This is a genomic window from Kitasatospora sp. NPDC056184, assembly GCF_042268405.1.
Taxonomy (GTDB): Bacteria; Actinomycetota; Actinomycetes; order Streptomycetales; family Streptomycetaceae; genus Kitasatospora.
The window spans coordinates 17,858-39,133 of record NZ_JBHJUI010000042.1 but is presented as its reverse complement, the minus strand read 5'-3'; the positions used below and the strand labels follow the sequence as shown (position 1 = coordinate 39,133).

The 21,276-nt window shown below is 75.8% G+C and carries 17 protein-coding genes; 10 read left to right on the top strand and 7 right to left on the bottom strand.

Features of this window, described 5'->3' with window-relative positions:
- Positions 1 to 49: 49 nt before the first annotated feature.
- On the top strand, positions 50 to 886 hold the full coding sequence (locus ACFC0B_RS39355) for an alpha/beta fold hydrolase (protein ID WP_376097891.1): 837 nt from the start codon (positions 50 to 52) through the stop codon (positions 884 to 886).
- Positions 887 to 987: 101 nt separating this feature from the next.
- Here ACFC0B_RS39355 and ACFC0B_RS39350 read toward each other — a convergent pair whose 3' ends face one another.
- The gene (locus ACFC0B_RS39350; protein WP_376097888.1) at positions 988 to 1,863 is read right to left on the bottom strand and encodes a helix-turn-helix domain-containing protein; all 876 of its coding nucleotides are present in this window, start codon (positions 1,861 to 1,863) and stop codon (positions 988 to 990) included.
- Between the two features lie 499 nt (positions 1,864 to 2,362).
- Here ACFC0B_RS39350 and ACFC0B_RS39345 point away from each other — a divergent pair, with 499 nt between their 5' ends.
- Complete coding sequence (locus tag ACFC0B_RS39345) at positions 2,363 to 2,818, top strand: SsgA family sporulation/cell division regulator (RefSeq protein ID WP_376097885.1); 456 nt, start codon at positions 2,363 to 2,365, stop codon at positions 2,816 to 2,818.
- A gap of 37 nt (positions 2,819 to 2,855) precedes the next feature.
- On the opposite strand, the gene ACFC0B_RS39340 is transcribed toward ACFC0B_RS39345, so the two are convergent.
- The 3 genes from ACFC0B_RS39340 to ACFC0B_RS39330 are packed head-to-tail and all read right to left on the bottom strand — an operon-like array spanning position 2,856 to position 6,641.
- Positions 2,856 to 3,437, bottom strand: a complete 582-nt coding sequence (locus tag ACFC0B_RS39340) for a gluconokinase (protein ID WP_376097882.1) — start codon at positions 3,435 to 3,437, stop codon at positions 2,856 to 2,858.
- Between the two features lie 10 nt (positions 3,438 to 3,447).
- Entirely contained in the window at positions 3,448 to 4,815 is a 1,368-nt protein-coding gene (locus ACFC0B_RS39335; RefSeq protein ID WP_376097879.1) for a glucose-6-phosphate dehydrogenase, read from the bottom strand.
- On the bottom strand, positions 4,812 to 6,641 hold the full coding sequence (locus ACFC0B_RS39330; RefSeq protein WP_376097877.1) for a glycoside hydrolase family 15 protein: 1,830 nt from the start codon (positions 6,639 to 6,641) through the stop codon (positions 4,812 to 4,814). Before ACFC0B_RS39330 ends, ACFC0B_RS39335 begins: the two co-directional genes overlap by 4 nt.
- Before the next feature lie 244 nt (positions 6,642 to 6,885).
- On the opposite strand from ACFC0B_RS39330, the gene ACFC0B_RS39325 reads away from it, so the two are divergent.
- Positions 6,886 to 7,935, top strand: coding sequence for a lactonase family protein (locus ACFC0B_RS39325; protein WP_376097874.1), 1,050 nt, complete (start codon positions 6,886 to 6,888; stop codon positions 7,933 to 7,935).
- 36 nt (positions 7,936 to 7,971) lie between these two features.
- Here ACFC0B_RS39325 and ACFC0B_RS39320 read toward each other — a convergent pair whose 3' ends face one another.
- The 3 genes from ACFC0B_RS39320 to ACFC0B_RS39310 form a co-directional block, all read right to left on the bottom strand.
- A complete protein-coding gene (locus tag ACFC0B_RS39320; RefSeq protein WP_376097871.1) occupies positions 7,972 to 8,427 on the bottom strand; it encodes a universal stress protein in 456 nt (151 codons plus the stop codon).
- A gap of 116 nt (positions 8,428 to 8,543) precedes the next feature.
- The gene (locus tag ACFC0B_RS39315) at positions 8,544 to 9,674 is read right to left on the bottom strand and encodes an NAD(P)/FAD-dependent oxidoreductase (protein WP_376097868.1); all 1,131 of its coding nucleotides are present in this window, start codon (positions 9,672 to 9,674) and stop codon (positions 8,544 to 8,546) included.
- A gap of 34 nt (positions 9,675 to 9,708) precedes the next feature.
- Positions 9,709 to 9,894, bottom strand: a complete 186-nt coding sequence (locus tag ACFC0B_RS39310; RefSeq protein ID WP_376097865.1) for a DUF6059 family protein — start codon at positions 9,892 to 9,894, stop codon at positions 9,709 to 9,711.
- A gap of 480 nt (positions 9,895 to 10,374) precedes the next feature.
- On the opposite strand from ACFC0B_RS39310, the gene ACFC0B_RS39305 reads away from it, so the two are divergent.
- The 7 genes from ACFC0B_RS39305 (at position 10,375) to ACFC0B_RS39275 (ending at position 21,145) form a co-directional block, all read left to right on the top strand.
- Positions 10,375 to 13,254 carry an AAA family ATPase gene (locus ACFC0B_RS39305; protein WP_376097862.1) on the top strand — a complete coding sequence of 960 codons (2,880 nt, stop codon included), beginning with the start codon at positions 10,375 to 10,377 and terminating at the stop codon, positions 13,252 to 13,254.
- 221 nt (positions 13,255 to 13,475) lie between these two features.
- Complete coding sequence (locus ACFC0B_RS39300; protein ID WP_376097859.1) at positions 13,476 to 15,185, top strand: ABC transporter substrate-binding protein; 1,710 nt, start codon at positions 13,476 to 13,478, stop codon at positions 15,183 to 15,185.
- Positions 15,182 to 16,117, top strand: a complete 936-nt coding sequence (locus tag ACFC0B_RS39295; protein ID WP_376097856.1) for an ABC transporter permease — start codon at positions 15,182 to 15,184, stop codon at positions 16,115 to 16,117. The genes ACFC0B_RS39300 and ACFC0B_RS39295 overlap by 4 nt, the downstream gene beginning before the upstream one ends.
- Positions 16,114 to 17,340, top strand: coding sequence for an amidohydrolase family protein (locus ACFC0B_RS39290; RefSeq protein ID WP_376097853.1), 1,227 nt, complete (start codon positions 16,114 to 16,116; stop codon positions 17,338 to 17,340). The genes ACFC0B_RS39295 and ACFC0B_RS39290 overlap by 4 nt, the downstream gene beginning before the upstream one ends.
- Positions 17,337 to 18,212 (top strand): ABC transporter permease, encoded by an 876-nt coding sequence (locus ACFC0B_RS39285; RefSeq protein WP_376097850.1) that lies wholly within the window; start codon positions 17,337 to 17,339, stop codon positions 18,210 to 18,212. The genes ACFC0B_RS39290 and ACFC0B_RS39285 overlap by 4 nt, the downstream gene beginning before the upstream one ends.
- Positions 18,199 to 20,115 carry a dipeptide ABC transporter ATP-binding protein gene (locus ACFC0B_RS39280; RefSeq protein ID WP_376097847.1) on the top strand — a complete coding sequence of 639 codons (1,917 nt, stop codon included), beginning with the start codon at positions 18,199 to 18,201 and terminating at the stop codon, positions 20,113 to 20,115. The genes ACFC0B_RS39285 and ACFC0B_RS39280 overlap by 14 nt, the downstream gene beginning before the upstream one ends.
- Positions 20,108 to 21,145, top strand: a complete 1,038-nt coding sequence (locus tag ACFC0B_RS39275; RefSeq protein ID WP_376097844.1) for an LLM class flavin-dependent oxidoreductase — start codon at positions 20,108 to 20,110, stop codon at positions 21,143 to 21,145. Before ACFC0B_RS39280 ends, ACFC0B_RS39275 begins: the two co-directional genes overlap by 8 nt.
- Positions 21,146 to 21,276: the final 131 nt, after the last annotated feature.

Here is a 21,276-nt window from a genome sequence, read left to right as displayed (position 1 = left end):
GGGGCCCGATCGGCCCCCGACACACCCCCCTGAACAAAAGGACTTCACCATGCCGTTCATCACCGTCGGCCAGGAGAACACCGCTCCGATCGAGCTCTACTACGAGGACCACGGCACCGGGCAGCCGGTCGTCCTGATCCACGGGTTCCCGCTGAACGGGGCCTCCTGGGAGCGGCAGAGCGCCGCCCTGCTCGACGCCGGCTACCGGGTCATCACCTACGACCGCCGCGGCTTCGGCCGCTCCTCGCAGCCGACCACCGGCTACGACTACGACACCTTCACCGCCGACCTCAACACCGTCCTGGAGACCCTGGACGTCCGGGACGCCGTGCTGGTCGGCTTCTCGATGGGCACCGGCGAGACCGCCCGCTACGTGTCGACGTACGGCTCCGAGCGGATCGCCAAGGTCGCCTTCCTCGCCTCGCTGGAGCCCTGGCTGCTGAAGAACGACGAGAACCCGGACGGCGCCGCCCCGAAGGAGTTCTTCGACGGCGTCGTCGCCGCCGTGAAGGCCGACCGGTTCGCCTTCTACACGGGCTTCTTCAACGACTTCTACAACCTGGACGAGAACCTCGGCACCCGGATCAGCGAGGAGGCCGTCCGCAACAGCTGGAACGTCGCGGCGAGCGGCGGCGCCTTCGCCGCCTCGGCCGCCCCGAGCACCTGGTACACGGACTTCCGCGCCGACATCGCCCGCATCGACGTCCCGGCCCTGATCCTGCACGGCACCGGCGACCGCACCCTGCCGATCGAGAACACCGCGCGCCGGTTCCACGAGGCGCTGCCCTCCGCCGACTACGTGGAGATCGAGGGCGCGCCGCACGGCCTGCTCTGGACCCACGCCGAGGAGGTCAACGCCGCGCTGCTGGCGTTCCTGGCGAAGTAGGAGGCAGGAGGAAGAAGGGCCGTACCGCCGCGCCCGGGTCCCGTCCACGACGGGGGCCGGGCGCGGCGGCGTGCGGGGCCGAGCGGGCGGCGGGAGGGGGGTCAGGAGGACTGCTGCCGGGCGTCGGCGTGCGCGGCGTGGGCCTGCCACTCCCGCGGCGAGACCCCGTAGGTCTCCCGGAACGCGCGGCTGAAGTGGGAGTGGCTGACGAAGCCCCAGCGGTGGGCGACGGCCGAGACGCTGATCTGGCGGCGGGACGGCCGCTCCAGCTCCCGGCGGCAGGCGTCCAGGCGCCGCCCGCGCACCCACTGGCCGACGGTCGTGCCGTCCTGCTGGAAGAGCTTGTGCAGGTAGCGCACCGAGATGTGCTGCGAGCGGGCGATCGACTCGGGCGAGAGCTCCGGGTCGGAGAGGTTCTCCTCGATGTGGTCGCGGATCCGCTCCAGGATCCCGGCCGGCGCGGTCGGGTGGTCCGGGTCGACCCGTTCGAGCAGCTCGGCCACCAGGATGGCGACGATGTCGGAGACGCTGCGCGCGAGTTGGGTGGCGGGCCGGGCGCGGTGGGAGCCGGTCCGGGCGGCGAGGGTGCGCAGCACCTGGGAGGCGAGCGAGCCGATGCCCTCGTCGCCCCGGGCCAGCAGCCCGCCGGTGCGCCCGACGTCGCCGTGCCGGATCCCGAGGTAGAAGCAGGGGACGCGGAAGCGGATCATCCGGCACCCGGGGTCGGACAGCAGGCCCGTCGGGTGCGGGGTGGTGCCGATCAGCAGGTCGCCGGGTTCCAGGGCGGTGCCGGCGCCGTCGCGGCGCAGCGACGCCGTGCCCTGGAGGTGCAGGGCGACGTAGAGGCAGTCGTCCGGGTCGGCGCCGGGCGGCGGCGGGAGGATGTCGATGCACCCGGTGCCGCCGTCGTGGGCGGTCCGGTGGGGCTGGTCAAGCTGGTGGGGCTGGTGGGGCTGGTGGGGCACGGTTGCGGACATGGGTGAGGGACCCGACTGGATCACGGGGGGGCTCCGACCGGTTCGTATGGCTCTGTGCGGGTTCTGGGGCAGGGTGGCGCGCCGCCTGCCGCTCGGCCGCGGGGCGCTGGGGAAGACTCGGGAAGGCTCGGGAAGGGAAGGCGCAACCTCCGGTCGCATTCATACAAGAGGCGAATCCCCGGACCCAACCCTTCGACAGGACGAGAAAACGCCCGCTCACCGCCCGGAAACGCTGCGGCTACCGGGCGGTACGACCGCGTCCGGCCCCGGCGCGGCGGTGAAGGGTGCGCGGATCGTCATCCCGTGGTGCACCGCCGGAACAGGTCCCGCCGAGGCTTCTGCCTAACCTGGACGGGAACCCGCCTCTCCCCTGTCCACCGGCAGCTCAGCTCCCAGGGCCCGAGGCGAGAGCAGCGCGCCACCGCCCGTCCGGCGGACGGCCCTCTTCGCCCCGTACCGATCGGCGCCGTACCGGGCCCGACCCGACCCCGGAGAACCCATGTCCGCGCCCCACCCGCTCCCCAACCCGCAGCCCTGCCCGGAAGCCGCGAGCACCGAGGTCGTGCTCGAAGCCCGGATCATCCTCGGCGAGGACCAGTCCCTCGGCATCCCCGTGCGGTTCGGCTACCGCCGTGACGACCCGTTCGCCGTCTCCCTGGAGTTCCTCGGCGCCGCCGCCGAGGCGGGCACCTGGCAGTTCTCCCGCGAGCTGCTGTGGGAGGGGTTGCAGCGGCCCGCGGGCCAGGGTGACGTCCGGATCTGGCCGCCCTGCACCTGCCACGGCCGCGCCTCGCTGCGGATCATGCTCCAGGGTCAGGACGGCTCGGTGCTGGTCGACCTGCCGGCCCGCCAGCTGCGCCGCTGGCTGCGCCGGGAGAGCTTCGGGCTCGTCCCGGCGGGAACGGAGCGGACCCTGATCGACTGGGACGCCGAGCTGGACGGCCTGGCGGGTTGACGGGCCGACGGGCTACTGGGCCGGCGCGGCACCGCGCTCACCCGGTCCCCTCCCCCGGGCGCGCCAGCAGGTCCGCCGCCGTGTCGGCGATCAGCTCGGGCGCCTGCCCGACGAACAGGGTGGCGCCCCGCTCGTCCGGTTCCAGCGGTTCGAGGGTGGCGAGCTGCGAGGTGAGCAGCGACGGCGGCATGAAGTGGCCCGTGCGGCGGCCGATCCGCTCGGCCAGCAGGTCGTGGCCGGCCGTCAGGTGCAGGAAGTACGCGCCGGGGCAGGCCGCCCGCAGGATGTCCCGGTAACGCCGCTTCAGCGCGGAGCAGGCGACCACGCAGCCGGCGCCCTCCGCGTCGCGCTCGTGCAGCCAGCGGCCGACCGACTCCAGCCACGGCCCGCGCACCGCGTCGTCGAGCGGGACGCCGGCCGCCATCCGGGCGATGTCGGCCGGGCGGTGGAAGTCGTCCGCGTCCGCGAAGGGGGCGTCCAGCCGTTCGGCGAGCAGCCGGGCCACCGTGGTCTTGCCGGTGCCGGAGACCCCGAGCACCACCACGCACGGGGCGCGCCGCGCGCCGCCGGGGCCCGTCGGGGCGCCGTCCGGGGCGCCGTCCGGGGTGCCGTCGACCATCGCGCCGCGCCTACGGGTACCGCGGGGCCGGCCCCTCCGAGCCGGCCGGGTACTCCTCCAGCGGCACGAGGTCCCGCTCCCAGGCGGCGAGCACGGGTTCGAGGACCCGCCACGCCTCCTCGGCCTCGTCGCCGCGGATGGACAGCGCCGGATCACCGGTCAGGACGTCCAGCAGCAGCCGGCCGTAGGCGGGCAGCTCGGCGGGGTCCATCCGCGCGGTCAGCGAGAGCGGGGCCAGCTCCTGAGCCCGGCTGCCGACGCCGGTGAGGTCGAGGGCCAGCCCCTCGGGTTCGAGCGCGAAGCGCAGCACATTGGGCCGGGCCCCGCCGCCCTGGCCGAACGGCAGGTGGGGCACCGGGCGGAAGCGCACCGCGACCTCCTTGCGGTCCGCCCCGAGCGCCTTGCCGCTGCGCAGCCGGAACCGCGTGCCGGCCCAACGCCAGCCCTCAAGCTCCAGTTCCACCTCGGCGAAGGTCTCGGTCCGCCGCCGCGGGTCGACGCCCTCCTCGTCGGCGTACGCGGGGACGGCGCGGTCGCCGATCCTGCCCGGCAGGTAGCGGGCGCGGCGGGTGCGGTGCAGCACGTCGTTCTCGGTCAGCGGCCGCACGGACCGCAGGACGTCCACCTTGCGGTTGCGCAGGTCGCGCTCGCCGAGGGTGATCGGCGGCTCCATGGCGACCAGGCAGAGCAGTTGCAGCAGGTGGTTCTGGATCATGTCCTTGAGCGCGCCGACGTGGTCGTAGTAGCCGGCCCGGCCCTCCAGCGCGAGGGTCTCGTCCCAGACGATGTCGATCTCGGCGATGTGGGTGCTGTTCCAGATCGGTTCCAGCACCCGGTTGGCCAGCCGGCTGCCGAGGACGTTCTGGACGGTCGTCATGGCGAGGAAGTGGTCGACCCGGAACACCGCCTGCTCCGGCACCAGCTCGGCGATCAGCCGGTTCAGCTCCCGGGCACTGGCGAGGTCCTCGCCGAACGGCTTCTCCAGCACGATCCGGCTGCCCGCCGGCAGGCCGGCCCGGTGCAGGGCGGAGACCGCGGCCGGGAACAGCGCCGGGGGCAGCGCCAGGTAGACGGCGACCGGCCCGTCCCCGGCGACGACCGCGGCGACGTCGGCGGGGTCGGTGACGTCGGCCCGCAGGTACCGGGCCGAGGCCGCGACCCGCGCCCTGGCCTCGGCGGAGCAGTCCCCGGCGTGGCGGTCGAGCTGCTCGGCGGCCCACTCCCGGTACCGCTCGGTGGACCAGTCCTCCCGGCTCGCGCCGGTCAGGCTCAGCCGTTCGCCGAGGTGTCCGCCCGCCCGCAGCGCGGCCAGCGCTGGCAGCAGGAAGCGCGCGGCGAGGTCGCCGGTGGCGCCGAGGACGGCGAGCCGCTCGATCATCGCCGCACCCCCGCCCTCGCCCGGGCCAGGTTCACTCCGCTGGCGGTGATCCCGATGTGGCTGAACGCCTGGGGGAAGTTGCCCATGAACTCTCCTGTGGACGGGTGGATCTGCTCCGACATCAGCCCCAGCGGGCTCGCCCGGGAGCACAGCGAGGCGTACAGCTCCTCGGCCTCCTCCGTCCGGCCCTGGCCGATGAGGTTGTCGACCAGCCAGAAGCTGCACAGCACGAACGCGCCCTCGTCGCCGGCCAGGCCGTCGGGGGACTCCTCGTGCAGGTAGCGGTAAAGCAGCCCGCCGCCGGCGGACAGCCGCTCGGCGACGGCCGCGGCGGTCGCCACCATCCGCGGGTGGTCGATCGGCACCACGTGGCGCAGCGGGAGCGCGAGCAGGCTGGCGTCCAGGACGCCGCCGCCGTCCAGGTGGGCGCTGAGGGTCTGCGCGCCCTCGTCCCAGGACTGCTCCAGGATGAGCCGGCGCAGGTGGTCGGCCGAGGCGCGCCAGCGGGCGGTCCTGATCGGCAGGCCGAGCCGCTCGCCGATCTGCGCGGCCCGGTCGAGGGCGACCTGGCAGAGCCCGGCGGAGTAGGTGAAGATCCGGCCCTCGCTGCGCACCTCCCAGATGCCCTGGTCCGGCTCGCGCCAGGCCTCCTCGGCGGCGTCGGCGAGGGTGGCCAGGCCCTCCCACAGGGCGGGCTGGATCTCGCCGCCGGCGCGCAGCCACTGGTCGGCGCAGTCCAGGATCTCGCCGTAGACGTCGTGCTGGCGCTGGTCGGCCGCGCCGTTGCCCCAGCGCACGGGGGCCGAGCGCCGGTAGCCCTCCAGTTCGCCGTCCTCGGTCTCGTCCGGGACGGGGCCGCCGCGCAGGGCGTACATGATCCGGGGCCGGCCGCTGTCCTCGAAGGCGTCGAGCACCCAGCCGAGGAAGGCGTCGGCCTCGCCGCGGAAGCCGATGCGGCGCAGCGCGAAGACGGCGAACGCGGCGTCGCGGATCCAGGTGTAGCGGTAGTCCCAGTTGCGGATGCCGCCGATCGGGGCGGGCAGCGAGGAGGTGGGCGCCGCGACCAGGGAGCCGTCGGCCCAGTCGTCGCACAGCTTCAGGGTGACGGCGGCGCGTCTGACCAGGGGTTCCTGGGGGCCGTCGTAGTCGAAGTGGCGCATCCAGCGCCGCCAGGCGTCGGCGGTGTCGGTCAGCATGGCGTCGGTGTCGACCCGGTGGTGGCGGTGGACGCGGCCCCAGGAGAGGACGAGGTCGAGCCGCTCGCCCCGGCGCAGGTCGTGGGTGCTGTGCAGGCCGTCGAGCGGGCGGTTGGAGCGCAGGTGCAGCCGCAGGCCCGGGCGCCGGGTCGGGCGCACCTCCAGCCCGCTGAACAGCGCCCTGGTCCGGGCGCCGCCGCGCGGTTCCAGTTCCGCCCGCAGGCGGACGTGGCCGTCCACCACCACGGCGGAGCGCACGAGCTCGGAGCGGCCGGCGGCGGCGTCGTCGGTGAGGTCGGCGCCGGAGCGCAGCGCCAGCGCGTCGGTGAGGCGTACCAGGCCGGTGCGCGAGCGCAGCTCGGTGACCAGGACGCCGGTGTCCGGCTCGTAGCGCTGGCGGGCCTCGACCAGGTCCTCCGGCGCGAGGGTGAAGTGCCCGCCCCGGGCGTGGTCCAGCAGGCCGCAGAAGAGGGGTTCGGCGTCGAACCGGGGCAGGCACAGCCAGGGGATGGAGCCGTCCAGGCCGACCAGGGCGGCGGTGGTGCCGTCCCCGATGAGGCCGAGGTCCTCCAGCGGCAGGTAGCCCTGCCGCCGGAGAACCGGCCGGAAGGGTGGGTCGGGGTCGTACATGCCGCCTCGCTCTCGCAGCGCCGGGGGGAAGGGGCGGACAACGCCCTCGGAAGGCGGTCAGCACCTCCACCACGTCCTCCAGCCCTCCCACCGTCGCCGCAACCGCGCCGGAGCGCGACCCGGCCGCCGCGGCGGCGGTGCGTTCCGGTGACATCCGCCGGCCGCCCCGGGCGGTCCGGCGGGGCCGCCTGCTAGCGTCGGAGCGCCGGTGGCGGACGACGGACGACGGACGACGGAGGGTGCTGTGGAGGACAGGGGCGCGGTGCGGGCCTACATCGGGTCGTTCACCTCGGCGGGCGGGCGCGGGATCACCGTGGCGGCGGTCGACCCGGGCACCGGGGAGCTGAGCGTGACCGGCACCGTCGACGCCGTTCCGAACCCGTCCTACCTCGCCCTCGGCCACGCGGAGGGCGGCCCGGTGCTCTACGCCGTCTCGGAGACGCTGCCGGGGGCGGTCGCCGCCTTCGACCTCTCCGGTCCGCTGCCCCGTCCGCTCGGGGCGCCCGTGCCGGTGCGCGGCGACGAGCCCACCCACCTCGCCCTCTCCCAGGGCCACCTGCTGACCGCCAACTACGGCTCCGGCAGCGTCAGCGTGCTGCCGCTCGCCGCCGACGGCGCCCCGCAGGCCCCGAGCGGCGTGCTGCCCAACGAGGGCGGCGGGCCGCACCCCGAGCGCCAACGCGCCCCGCACGCCCACCAGGTGGTGCCGGACCCGTCCGGGCGCTGGGTGCTCGGCGTCGACCTCGGCACCGACGCGGTGCGGATCCTCGCCCTGGACCCGGTGACCGGCGAGCCGGCCCTGCACGGGCAGACCGCGCTGCCGCCCGGCACCGGCCCGCGGCACCTCGCCTTCCACCCCTCCGGGCGCCACGCCTACGTGCTCGGCGAGCTGCGCCCCGTCGTGACCGTGTGCCGCTGGGACGCGGCGGCCGGGGTGCTCGAACCGGTCGGCGAGGCCCCGCTGTTCCCCGACGGCCCCGAGGGAGCGGTCCTCCCCTCGGCCCCGGTGGTCTCCCGCGACGGCCGGTACCTGTGGGCGGCGGTGCGCGGCACCGACACCATCACCGTGCTCGCGCTCGACGCGGACGGCGAGCGGGCGCGGGCGGTGGCCTCGGTGCCGTGCGGCGGCGCGTGGCCGCGCGACCTGGTCCTCGACCCCGCGGGGACCCGCCTCTACGCGGCGAACGAGCGCTCGGGGGACGTCACCTGGTTCGACGTCGACACCGGGACGGGCCTGCCCCGCCGGGCGGGCTCGCTGGCCGTGCCGGCGGCGTCCACCGTCCTGTTCGGCTGACGGCGCCGTACGCCGACGCCGCCCGGGAGCCGGGCGTCAGCCGCCGTCGCGGAACACCAGCACCGGGCAGGCGGCGTGCCGGGTGCAGTGCTGGGCCACCGAGCCCAGCAGCATCCCGGAGAAGCCGCCGAGGCCCCGGCTGCCGACCACGAGCAGGTCCGCGCCCCGGGAGGCGTCGATCAGCGCGCCGGACGGGGAGCCGTGGCGCGTCGCGACCCGCACCTCGGCCGGCGGCCGCGGCCCGACCGCCTCCTGGACGGCCTTGGCTGCCTCCCGGCGCGCCTTGCCCTCCAGCTCGGCCTCGTCGGTGCTCCCGGGCGGGAACCAGCCGCGCGCGCCGTGGAACGTCGGGTACTCCCAGGCGATCACCGCCTCCACCGCGGCGCCGGTGAGCTCCGCCTGCCGCACCGCCCAGCGGAGCGCCCGCTTCGACGGCTCCGACCCGTCCACGCCGACCACGATGCGGCCGGTCCCTCCGCGCTGCTCCGCCATGCCCGCTCCTCGGCTCGACACCCCCGCCCTCCACCCTGGCGCCGACCGCCCCGCCCGCGCAGTCCGGCAGGGCCGGCCGGGGAGCGCCGTCACGCTCCGTCCGGGTCCGCGGGATCTCAGGGCGCGGCGGCCTCCTCCGCCAGCGCGCCGAACCGCCGCAGGCGCGGGACCGGCAGGCGGTGGTTGACCGCGACCGCCGTCGCGCCGCCGTCGTGCCGCCAGCGCAGCAGGGCGGCGCGGTCCTCGACCGAGCCGGCCAGCACCTCGGGCGCCCCGGCCGCCGGGAGCCGGCCGCTGATCTTGACGTCCAGGCCGAACTGCTCCGTCCAGAAGTACGGGTCGGGCCGGTAGGGCGGCGCCGCGTCGCCGTGCAGGAGGGCGGCCGCGGCGGCCCGGCCCTGCTCCACCGCGTTGGTCCAGTGCGGGGTCCGGCGGGTGCGGCCGTCGGGGGTGCGGCGGGCCACCACGTCCCCCGCGGCCACGATCCCCGGGGCCACCCGGCAGCGCTCGTCGGCCACCACGCCGCCGTCCAGCGGCAGGCCGGAGCCGGCGAGCCACTCGGCGTTGGGCAGGTCGCCGGCCGCCGTGACGACCACGTCGGCCTCCACGGTCTCCCGCCCGAGGCGCACAGCGTGCGGGCCGAGCGGGGTGACGCCCCCGGGCGCGAGCCGGAAGGCCACGCCCCGCTCGCGCGCGGCGGCGACCACGAGGCCGGCGAGCCAGTCGCCCAGCAGGCGGGCGAGCGGCGGATCGCGGTCGATCACGGTGACGTCGAGCCCGAGGGCGCGGCAGGTCGAGGCGAGCTCCATGCCGAGGAACCCGGCCCCCACCACGGCGACGCTGCGCGCCCCGGCCAGCCGCGCGGCCAGCAGCTCGGCGTCGTCGAGGGTGCGCACCACCAGTTCCCCCTCGCCGCCGAGCCGGCGGGGGCGGGCGCCGGTGGCGACGACCAGGCCGTCGTACGGGACCTCCTCGCCGTCGGCGAGGGTCACCACCCGGCGCGCGGGGTCGAGGGAGTCCGCCCGGGCGCCGGTGCGCAGCTCGATGCCGTCCCCGGGCTCCGGCAGCAGCACCGCGTCCCGCAGCGCGTCGCCCGAGCGGAGTCCTTTGGACAGCGGTACCCGGGAGTAGGGAGGATGGGCCTCCTCGGACAGCAGGACGAGGGAGCCGTCGTAGCCCTCGGCCCGCAGGCTCCCGGCGGCGGTGAGGGCGGCGATCGACCCGCCGACGACGACGATCCGCCTCATCGTGCCGCCTCCACCGGGCGTCCGGTGTCCGGCGTCAGACCAACTGCGACCACAGCGCGCGCTCCTCGTCGTTCAGGGGGACGGGGGGGAGCAGCCGTTCCGGATGACCGGGCGGCGGGCCCGCGAGGGCGGGCTCCGAATGCTCCTCGACAGGGGGGAGGAGGACCACTCCGAGTCCCGTGGAGCCCCAGCAGACCGCGAGCGCGGACCAGCCCGGCATGAACCGCATGATTCTTCGCCCGATACCCGACCAGAATGTCCCGTGCATCACTTTTCCTCCGCCTTCGCTGCTTCCCTCCGCCGTCCGCGGCACGATGGCGCACCGCTCTTAAGCTCGCATTAAACGACCGACCGCCCGGACCGCCCCGCCGTCGCGGCCGGAACCCGGCCGCCGACCCCGGCCCCCGCCGCCCGGCGTTCGCGGTGTGCGCAGGCCGTGGCCGGGGCGTGAAGGCATAAGACGCTGACTAACTTTATGCAGGCATCGGGTTCGTAAACGAAGGAAACAGCGCGGAGAATACCGGGAACGCGGTCGGTGAAGTCGGCATGAATGACCGGAATCGTAAATTCCGTGTGACTCCTGTCAAAGACCCGTTCCGGAGCCTCCCGGCGAACTAGGATGCCAACCACCGCCCTTCGGTCATCCCGGCGCCCAGCGCAATTCCGGACATGTCAGCTCAAGCAGAGGAGATCGGAAGTCGTGTCGGCAACAGTGAGCTCCCCTGTCTGCTCCCGGCAGCCGTCCACCGCCCACTCCCCCGCCTTCCGCGCGCTCGTCGCCGGCCTCGACGCGCTCGCCACCGGCTCCGGCTCCGCCGCCGAACTGCGGGGCGACCCCGGCTCCGGGAAGACCTGGCTGCTGTCCGCGCTCGCCGACGAGGCCCACCGCCGCGGCATCCGCGTGCTCCGCGGCTGCGCGACCGAGTACCAGTCCGCCAGCCCCTACCACCTGGTCGCCGACGCCTTCGCCAACCCGCTGGGCGACCGGTCGGGAGCGCCGGCGACGGCCGACCCCGCCGCCCTGGTCCGCACCCTCGCCTACGGGCCGTTCAACGGCCCGGACACCGCCGCCGCCCCCCGCACCGACCAGGGCTGCGAGTTCCTGCGGGCGGTGAACGGCCTGCTGCGCGACTGGTCCCAGGACGGCCTGCTGCTGATCATGGACAACGTGCACTGGGCGGACCCCGACTCGCTGAAGGTCCTCGACTACCTGCTGCGCCAGCGCATCACCATCCCGCTGTACCTGGTGGTCGCCCAGCGCCCCCGGCAGGCCGCGCCCCGGCTGCGCGGCACGCTCGCCCAGGGGGTGGAGCAGCGGACCGTCCGGCGGATCGAGCTCGCCCCGCTGACCCGGCGGCAGTCCGCCGCCCTGGTCGGCATGGAGCCGGACGCGCCGCTGCTGCGCCGGCTGCACCGGGAGAGCCACGGGGTCCCGCTCTACCTCAACGCGCTCGCCCGGGTCGCGGCCCGGGCCGGCCTGACCGAGCAGTCCGCGTCCGCCGAGCCCATCCCGGTGAAGGCCGTGCCCGAGGAGCTGGCCGCCCGGCTGCTCAGCGAGACCGGCGCCCTGGCCCCCGACGAACTGCTCGTCCTGCAGGCCTGCGCGGTGGCCGGCAGCCCGGTCGACAGCCGGGTGGTCTCCCACGTCGCCGGCCTCGACGACCAGCGGACCTGCGAGATCATCGACACGCTGAACGCCCGGGACCTGCTGCGCACCACGGACGAGGACGCGCCGGGCCTGGTCTTCCGCCACCCGCTGCTCCGGCGCGCGATCTACGACGACCTCGCCCCCTGCTCCCGGATCAAGGCCCACCGCCGGGCCGCCGGCGCGCGGGCCACCCTCGGCGCCCCCGACCACGAGGTGGCCCGGGACGTCGAGCGCTTCGCCGCGCAGCCGCTGCCGGAGCAGGCCGCGCTCCTGCACCGCGCCGCGCACCAGGTGCTGGCCACCGACCCGGTGACCGCCACCCGCTGGCTGCGGCTCGCCCTGCAGGGACTGCCCGCCGGCCCCGAGCGCGGCCAGGTGCTGCTGACCCTGGCCACCGCGCTGGCCTCGACGGGCGCGCTGGCCGAGAGCGACGAGATCCTCCTCGAACTGCTGGACGCCGAGCGCGCCGCCCCGGCCGGCCTGCGCAGCGCCGCCGTCGAACTCGGCGCCCGGATCAGAGCGGCCCTCGGCCACTACGTGGAGGCCCGCTCGGTGCTCGCCTCCGGGACGGGCGCCGACCCGCTGCGGGCCTCGGACGGCGACGGCGGGGAGCACGTCGCCGTCCTGCTGCTCCAGGGGTTCATCGACCTGCTCGCCGGCCGGCCGCCGGCCCGCGAGGAGGTCGACGAGGCGCTGCGGCTGGCCCCGCGGACGGCCGACCCGGCGAACCTGGCCGGCGCGTACGCGATGGACGCCCTGCACGCGGCGCTGACCGGCGACACCGCGCGGGCCGGCGCCGCGGCCGACCGCGCCGCCGAGGCCGTCGACCAGCTGAGCACCGCGGGCCACCCCGAGTACCTGGCCGCCGTCGGCTGGAGCGAACTCGTCCTCGGCCGCCCGGCCTCCGCCGAACGGCACCTGGCCCGCGGCGAGGCCGCCCTGCGGGCCACCGGCCAGGGCTACCTGCGGCCCGTCTTCCTGCTCGGCCTGGCCTTCAGCCGGATCGGGCTGGCCCGGCTCGACGAGGCCCGCGCCACCGCGGCCGCCGCCGAGGCGGCCGTGGCCGAGTCGGGCCTGGAGTGCGGCCTGGCCAAGACCGTCGCCTCGGTCAGCGGCGTGCTGGGCGCCCTGACGGACCGGCACGGCGGCCCGGCCGCCCCGCTCGTCTCGCAGAACGGCCACTGGAGCACCCTGGCCCGCCTCTGGCTCGCCGAGGCGGCCCAGCTCGCCGGCGACCACCAGCTGGGGCTGAACCTGCTCAGCCCGGTCGCGACCGACCCCACCCTGCCCCAGCTGCCGCCGCCGGTCCGCCCCCGCGCCCACGAACTGCTCGCCGGCGCCTCGGCCTTCCGCGGGCGGCCGGCCGCCGTCTGGGCCCTGCAGGCCGCCGCGGCGGCCGCGGCGGGACCGGCCCACGACCGGGCGTTCGCGCTCGCCGCCGAGGCCCACCTGGCACGGCAGAACGGCGCGTCCGGGCGGGCCGCCGCGCTCTACGAGGAGGCGGCCGACCTGCTGGAGTCGACCGAGGTCCTCTGGGCCCGGGCCTGGACGCTGGCGAACGCCGCCACCTGCCTGGCGGAGTCGGACGGGGCCTGGCGGGCCGAGCCGCTGCGGGCCAGGGCCGAGGCGATCACCGGCCGCGCGATGGTCCCGGAGCCGGTCGCCGTACCGCGGATCCTCGGTGCGCCGCTGCCGCACCGGCCGGGCGAGGAGCCGGCCGGGCGGGCCCGCAGCGGGGCGGCGCTGTCGGTGCTGACCGACCGGGAGCGCGAGGTCGCCACGATCGCCGGCGCCGGGCTGCGCAGCCGGGAGGTCGCGGAGCGGCTGCACCTGAGCCCGCGGACGGTCGACGTCCACCTGAACCGGATCTACCGCAAGCTCAACATCACCTCGCGCAGCGCTCTGGTGCGCCTGATGGCGGAGCGCAGCTGACCCGTCTCCGCCGAGGGGCGGGGCGCGACCCGGTCGCGCCCCGCCCTCGGCGTGCGCGCCCCCGGACCCTCCCCGGATTGTCATGACCGCTCGTCAGATCGGCTGTTAAGGACCGATTTAGAACCGGCGGCCAGAGTGCGGCAACGGACTGTCGGCACCGTCGGGACGACTCTGCCGAGGCCGTTCTCACGAACCGGTCATGCGCACGAGGAGACGGAACCTTGCAGACCCCGAACCACCAGGCCGCCGCAGCCACCCCCGCGACCGCCCGGGCCGCCGGCCGCGGCCCGCGCAACGCGCCGCGGCCCGCGGCGCTGCTCTCCGCCGCCGTGCTGCTGATCGGCCCCGCCGCGGCGGCCTGCGGATCGGACTCGGACCCGGACTCCGGATCCGGCCCGGCCGTCGCGGGCGGCACCCTCAGGTACGCCGTCGAGACCGAGCCGGCCTGCATCGACCCGCAGGTGAGCCCGCTGGACGTGGCCGCCCTGATCGACCGCAACATCTTCGACTCCCTGGTCGAGCTGGCCCCGGACGGCACCATCAAGCCCTGGCTGGCCGAGCGGTGGGAGATCTCCGACGACCGCACGGCGTACACCTTCCACCTCAGATCAGGGGTCACCTTCCACGACGGCACGGTGCTGGACGCCGCCGCCGTGAAGGCCACCCTCGACCACGCCGTCGACCCGAAGACCAAGTCGCAGTACGCCGTCGGCCTGCTCGGCCCGTACGCGGGGGCGGACGTCGTCGACCCGTCGACCGTGCGGGTGCGGCTGTCCCGCCCGTACACGCCGATCCTCCAGGCGCTCAGCACCGCCTACCTGGGCATCCAGTCCCCGGAGTCGCTCAAGCGGGACAACACCGAGGTCTGCAGCAGCCCGGTCGGCTCGGGCCCGTTCAGCTTCACGGCCTGGACGAAGAAGCAGAAGATCGACCTCACCCGGAACGACAAGTACGCCTGGGGGCCGTCCTCCGCGAAGCACACCGGCGCGGCCTACCTGGACGCCATCAGCATCCAGTTCATCCAGGAGGACTCGGTCCGCATCGGCTCGCTGACCAGCGGCCAGCTCGACGCCGTCGGCGGGCTCTCGCCCTCCCGGGTCGCCGCGCTGAAGTCCAACGGCAAGCTCCAGTACCTCAAGGCCGAGGCGCCCGGCGGCGTCTACGCCGTGCACCTCAACAGCAACCGCGGGCCGCTCGCCGACCAGCGGGTGCGCACCGCCCTGCAGCGCTCGGTCAACCTCGACCAGCTCGTCTCCACCGTCTACTTCGGCCAGTACAACCGCGCCTGGAGCCCGCTCAGCCCCACCACCCCGGGCTACGCCAAGTCCCTGGAGAACACCTGGCGCTACGACCCGGACCTCGCCAACCGGCTGCTCGACGAGGCCGGCTGGACCGCCAAGGACGCGGACGGCTACCGGGTCAAGGACGGCAAGCGGCTGACCCTCGCCTGGCCGTTCGGCGCGCAGCTGCTGCGCGAGCAGCGCGACGTCCTCGCCCAGGGCATCACCGCCGACGCCAAGAAGGTCGGCATCGAGGTCAACCGCGAGGGCCTGGACACCGGCAGCTACGCCAAGCGCGTGATGGCCGCCGACGCCGACCTCTGGGACGCGAGCACCGTCCGGGCCGAGCCCGACATCCTGCGCACCCTGTTCGAGTCCGAGCAGGGGCCGGCCAAGGGCGGCATGAACGTCCTCAAGGTGAACGACCCGCAGCTCGACGAGTGGCTGCGGCACGCCGCCGGCACCCCGCACGGGGACGCCCGCGACGCCGAGTACGTCCAGGTGCAGAAGTACGTGGTCGACCAGGCCCTGGTCATCCCCGTGTACACCCCCTCGTACCTGCTCGGGGCGTCGAAGAGCCTGAAGGGCCTGAGCTTCGAGCCCACCGGCTACCCGCTGTTCTACGACGTGTCGAAGGGCAAGGGCGCGTGACAGGCACTCTCCGGTGGCTGGCGCGCCGGCTGGCGCTGTCGGTCCTGGTGCTGCTGGGCGCCGCCACCGTCTCGTTCGGCGCCCTCCAGCTGGCGCCCGGCGACCCGGTCCAGATCGTCCTCGGGGGGACGGCCGCCACCCCGGCGGCCGTCGCCCAGGTCCGGGCCGACCTCGGACTGGACGACCCGCTGGCCGTCCGGTACGGGGACTTCCTCGGCCACCTGGTGCGCGGGGACCTCGGCCACTCCTTCCAGCTCAACGCCGACGTCTCCGACGTGATCCTCGACCAGCTCTGGCCGACGGCGCAGCTGGCGCTGGCCGGCTTCGCGATCGCCCTGGGCCTGGCGCTGGTGCTGGCCCTGTCGACGGCGGGGCGGCGCCCGCGGCTGCGGCTCCTCTCCTCCACCGTCGAGCTGGTGCTCAGCTCCAGCCCGAGCTTCTGGATCGGGGTGCTGCTGCTCACCGTCTTCTCCTTCCAGTGGCAGCTGTTCCCGGCGACCGGCGGCGACGGGCTCGACGGCCTGGTGCTCCCCGCGGTCACCCTGGCGGTCGGCATGGTCGGGCCGTTCGCCCAGGTGCTGCGCGAGGGCATGGAGAGCGTGCTGCGCGAGCCGTTCGCGCTCAGCGCGCTGGCCCGGGGCACCGACCGGTCGGCGGTGCTGACCCGGCACGCGCTGCGGCACGCGCTGATCCCCCTGGTGACGCTCGCCGGGTGGGCCGTCGGCACGCTGCTCAGCGGCGCGGTGGTGATCGAGACGGTGTTCACCCGCCAGGGGCTCGGCCGGGTGATGGCCTCGGCCATCTCCGGCCGGGACCTCCCCGTGGTGACCGGGGTGGTCGTCGTCTCGGCCGTCGCCTTCGTCCTGATCAACCTCGTCGTCGACTGGCTCTACCAGGTCGTCGACCCCCGACTGAAAGAGGCACACCTGTGACCGCTCGCATCCTCCACGCGGACCTGGTGCTCCCCGATCCCGCCGACCAGGGCATCGCCGACGGCGCGGTGCTGGTGGTCGACGGCCGGATCGAACTCGTCGGGACGTACAGCGAGGTGCACCGCCGGACCGCTCCGCAGACGCCCGTGCACCACTTCCCCGGGGCGACGATCCTGCCCGGGCTGATCGACTGCCACGTCCACCTGTCGATGAGCGGCGAGGGCGACGCGGTGGCCACGCTGGACGCCTCCGACGACCGGAGCCTGCTGCTGGCGATGGCCGGGCGCGCCCAGGAGCTGCTGAACGCCGGGGTCACCACGGTGCGCGACCTCGGCGACCGGGGCGGCCTCGCGTTCGCCCTGCGCGACGCGATCGCCGCCGGGCGGCTGCCCGGCCCGCGCATCCTGGCGGCCGGCGCGCCCGTCACCGTCACCGGCGGCCACTGCTGGTACCTCGGCGGCCAGGCCGACGGGGTGGAGGAGATCCGGGCGGTGGTGCGGCGCAACGTGCAGAACGGCGCGGACGTCATCAAGGTGATGGCGACCGGCGGCGGCCTCACCCCGGACGGTCCGGCGCCGTGGGTGGCGCAGTACACCGACGAGGAGGTCCGGGCGGCCGTCGAGGAGGCGCGCCGGTTCGGGCGCCCGGTCGCCGCCCACGTGCACGGCTCGGACGGGGTCCGGATCGCCCTGGAGGCCGGGGTCGACACCCTGGAGCACTGCACGTTCATCCCCCCGCCGGGCAGCGCCCGCGGGCCGGACGACGCCGCCGCCGAGCTGATCAAGAAGATCGCGGCCGAGGGGACGTCGGTCTGCCCGACCTTCAGCGCGGTGCTCGACGAGACCATCAAGCGGATCGGCGAGAGCGGCGTGCGCCCCTGGCTCGACCTGGTCCGCCACCAGCACGAGCAGGGCGTCCGGCTGCTCGCCGGGACCGACGCCGGGATCCCCGGCTCGGGCTTCGGCCAGTACGTCGACGGTCTGGAGTGGTTCGCCCGGGCCGGCCTGGACAACGCCAGCATCCTGACGGCCGCGACCTCGGCGGCCGCCGACGCCCTGGGCGTCGGCCACCGGACCGGCCGGCTGCGCACCGGCCTGGAGGCCGACCTGCTGGTCGTCGACGGGGACCCGCGCACCGAGCTGGCCGCGCTGCGCCGCTCCCTGCTGGTGCTCGCCCGGGGGCGGGCGTTCCGGCCCCGCGGCGAGTTCGGCGGCCTGCGATGAGCGCGCTCTCCGCCGCCCGGCCGTCCGGGCCGGCCCGCGCCCGCGCCGCCCTGCGCCGCCGCCCCCGCGCGGTGGCCTTCGCCTGGGCCGTGCTGGCGCTGCTGGCGGTGGCCGTGGTCTGGCCCGGCCTGCTGGCCCATCAGGCCCCGGACGCGGTCAACCCGCTGGAGGCGCTGGAGGGTCCGAGCGGCCGGCACCTGCTCGGCACCGACCAGCTCGGCCAGGACCTCTACAGCCGGATCGTCCACGGCGCCCGCTCCTCGCTGGCCATCGGCCTGGGCGCCACCGGTATCGCGGTCGTCGCCGGCACCCTGCTGGGCGTGCTCGCCGCCGCCGGCGGCCGGGCCGTCGACGAGGCCGTGATGCGGGTGACCGACATCCTGCTGGCCTTCCCCGGGCTGCTGCTGGCGCTGCTGGTGGTGGCGATGCTCGGCCCGGGCACCGGGAACGCCGTGCTGGCGATCGGCTGCTCGCTGACCCCCGGCTTCACCCGGCTCGCCCGCGGCCAGGCGCTGGTCATCCGCGAGTCCGGCTACGTCCAGGCGGCCACCGTGCTCGGCCGCCGCCGCGGCTGGATCTACCTGCGCCACCTGCTGCCCAACGCCGTCCCGCCGCTGCTGGTGTTCGCCACCGTCGGCGTCGGCAGCGCGATCATCGCCGGCTCCTCGCTGAGCTTCCTCGGCCTCGGACCGAAGCCGCCCACCCCCGAGTGGGGCGCGATGCTCGCGCAGAGCCGGGACCTCCTGGACGTCGCCTGGGCGCCGGCGGTCCTGCCGGGCGTGGCCGTCACCGTCACGGTGCTCACCATCAACGTCGTCGGCCGCGACCTGCGCCGCCGTTTCGAAGGGCGGAACCCCGGTGCCCGAGACTGACACCCCCGAGCCGCTGATCACCGTCGAGGGGCTGCGGGTCACCTTCCCGGCGCCCGGCGGCCCGGTCACGGCCGTCCACGACATCGGCTTCACCCTCGCCGCCGGCGAGTGCCTGGCGATCGTCGGGGAGTCGGGCTCGGGCAAGACCGTCACCGCCCGCTCGCTGCTCGGCCTGGCCGGGCCGACCGCCACCGTCACCGCGGAGCGGCTGGAGCTCGCCGGCACCGACCTGCGCACGCTCTCCGAGCGCGAGTGGCAGCGGGTCCGCGGCGGGCGCGTCGGCCTGGTGCTCCAGGACGCGCTGGTCTCGCTCGACCCGCTGCGGCGGGTCGGCCACGAGGTCGCCGAGGCGCTGCGCAACCACCGGCCCGCGCCGCGCCGCGCGCTCTGGGACAGCGCGGTGGCCCTGCTGGAGGACGTCGGGCTGCCCGAGGCCCCGCGCCGGGCCCGGCAGTACTCCCACCAGCTGTCCGGCGGCCAGCGCCAGCGGGCGCTGATCGCCTCGGCCCTGGCGGCCGGCCCCGAGGTGCTGATCGCCGACGAGCCGACCACCGCGCTGGACGTCACCGTGCAGGCGCGCATCCTGGACCTGCTGGCCGCCCGGAAGCGGGCCGGCACCGCGGTGCTGCTGATCAGCCACGACCTCGCGGTGGTGGCCCGGCTGGCGGACCGGGTGGCGGTGGTGCACGCCGGGCGGGTCGTCGAGCAGGGCCCCACCGGCGAGGTGCTGCGCTCCCCCGCCCACCCGTACACCCGGCGGCTGCTGGCGGCCGTGCCCACCGCCGGCACCCGGGGCCACCGGCTCGCCGGGCCCGCGCGGCCGGAGGGCGCCGCCGCGCCGGAGGCCGGGGGCCGCAGCGGCCCGGAAGCGGTGGCGGGCGGCTGCCACTACGCTCCGCTCTGCCCGGTCGCGGCCGACGAGTGCCGGGCCGAGCGGCCCGTGCCGGTCGAGACCGGCCCCGGGCACACCGCCCGCTGCCTGCGCCTGGACGCCCCCTGGAAGCCGTCGCCGGCCGTCCACCGGGAGCCGGCCGCGGCGGCCGGCACCCCGGTCCTGGAGGTGTCCGGCCTGGTCAAGACCTTCCGGACGACCGGCCGCGGCCGGCACACCGCCGTGCGGGACGTCTCGTTCGTCCTGCACGAGGGCGAGACCCTCGGCGTGGTCGGCGAGTCGGGCTCCGGCAAGACCACGGTCGCCCGGATCGCCATGGGCCTGCTGGAGCCGGACGCGGGCGCGGTGCGGCTGCTCGGCGAGCCCTGGTCCGGCCGCCCGGAGACCGCGCGCCGGGAGCGGCGGCGCTGGATCCAGCTCGTCCAGCAGGACCCGCTGGGCTCCTTCGACCCGCGCTGGACGGTGCGGCAGATCGTCGGGGAGGCCCTGCCGGCCCAGGACCGCCGGCGGCGCGCCGCCGAACTGCTGGACCAGGTGGGGCTGGACCAGGCCCTGCTGGAGCGCCGTCCGCTGGAGCTGTCCGGCGGCCAGCGCCAGCGGGTGGCGATCGCCCGGGCCCTGGCGCCCGGCCCCAAGGTCCTGGTCTGCGACGAGCCGGTCTCGGCGCTGGACGTGTCCGTCCAGGCGCAGATCCTGGACCTCTTCGGCGACCTCCGGGAGCGCCTGGGGCTGTCGCTGCTCTTCATCTCGCACGACCTCGGCGTGGTCAACCACCTGAGCGACCGGGTGCTGGTGATGCGCGACGGCGAGGTGGTGGAGAGCGGCCCCGTCGACGAGGTCCTCCACCGGCCCGCGCACGACTACACCCGGTCGCTGCTCGCCGCGCTGCCCAGGGCGGAGGACGCCTGGAACCCTCCGACGGCCTCCCCCGCCCCCACGACCCCCACCTCCGACGGCCCCCGGGCCGCCGGCGTCCCATCCCACCCGATGAACGGAACCTCCCTTGTCTGACGCCGACTTCAAGCTGTCCGTCCTCGACATCACCCCGGTGCCGACCGGCTCGACCCCCGCGGACGCGATCCGCAACTCCGTCGACCTGGCGACGCACGCCGACCGCCTGGGCTACCACCGCTACTGGGTCGCCGAGCACCACAACACCACCGGCGAGGCCAGCTCCGCCCCCGCCGTGCTGGTCGGGCAGATCGCGGCCGCCACCCGCTCGATCCGGGTCGGGGCCGGCGGGGTCATGCTGCCCAACCACTCCTCGCTGGTGGTCGCCGAGCAGTTCGGCGTCCTGGAGGCCCTGCACCCGGGCCGGATCGACCTCGGCATCGGCCGCGCCCCGGTCGACCCGCTCACCGCGCACGCCCTGGAGCGTCCCGCCGGGGCGCAGAACGGCTCGCTGTTCCCGCGCCAGCTCTCCGACCTGATCGGCTACTTCAGCGCCGAGAGCGGCGCCGAACCGGTCACCGCGGTGCCCGCCTCGGCGGCCAACCACCCGCCGCTGTGGATCCTCGGCAGCAGCCCGTCCAGCGCCCAGCTCGCCGCCGCCCTGGGCCTGCCGTACGCCTTCGCCAACCACCTCAACGGCGACGCGTGCATCCCCTCGATGGAGCTGTACCGGCAGCAGTTCAGGCCCTCCGCGGTGCTGGAGCGCCCGTACGCGATCGTCACCGCCATGATGGTGGCCGCCGACACCGACGCCGAGGCCGAGCGGCTCTGGGGCACCCTCGGGCTGGCCGCGATCAAGATGCGCAAGGGCTACCTCGGCCCCTACTCCAGCCCGGAGGAGGCCGCCGAGTACCCGTACACCCCGCTGGAGCGCGAGTTCCTCGCCTCCCGGCTGGCCCGCCACCTGGTCGGCGGCCCGGAGGCGGTCCGCCGCAAGACGGAGGACTTCGTGGCCCGCACCGGCGCCGACGAGCTGATGGCGTTCAGCCTGGTCCACGACCACACCGCCCGGGTGCGCTCGCACGCGGTGCTCGCCGAGGCCTTCGGCCTCGCGGGGGCCGCGCAGCCCGCCCTCTCGCACGCGGGCTGACCAGGCCGATCCCGGCCGGGCGCAGCAGCGGATGCTAAGCCCGGCTTTAGCGGCGGGGCCGAATCTGGTCGGGGGAGCGGGCGGCGGCATTCGATGCCCTCGTGCCATCGCCCGCTCTCCCCTTCGGCCAG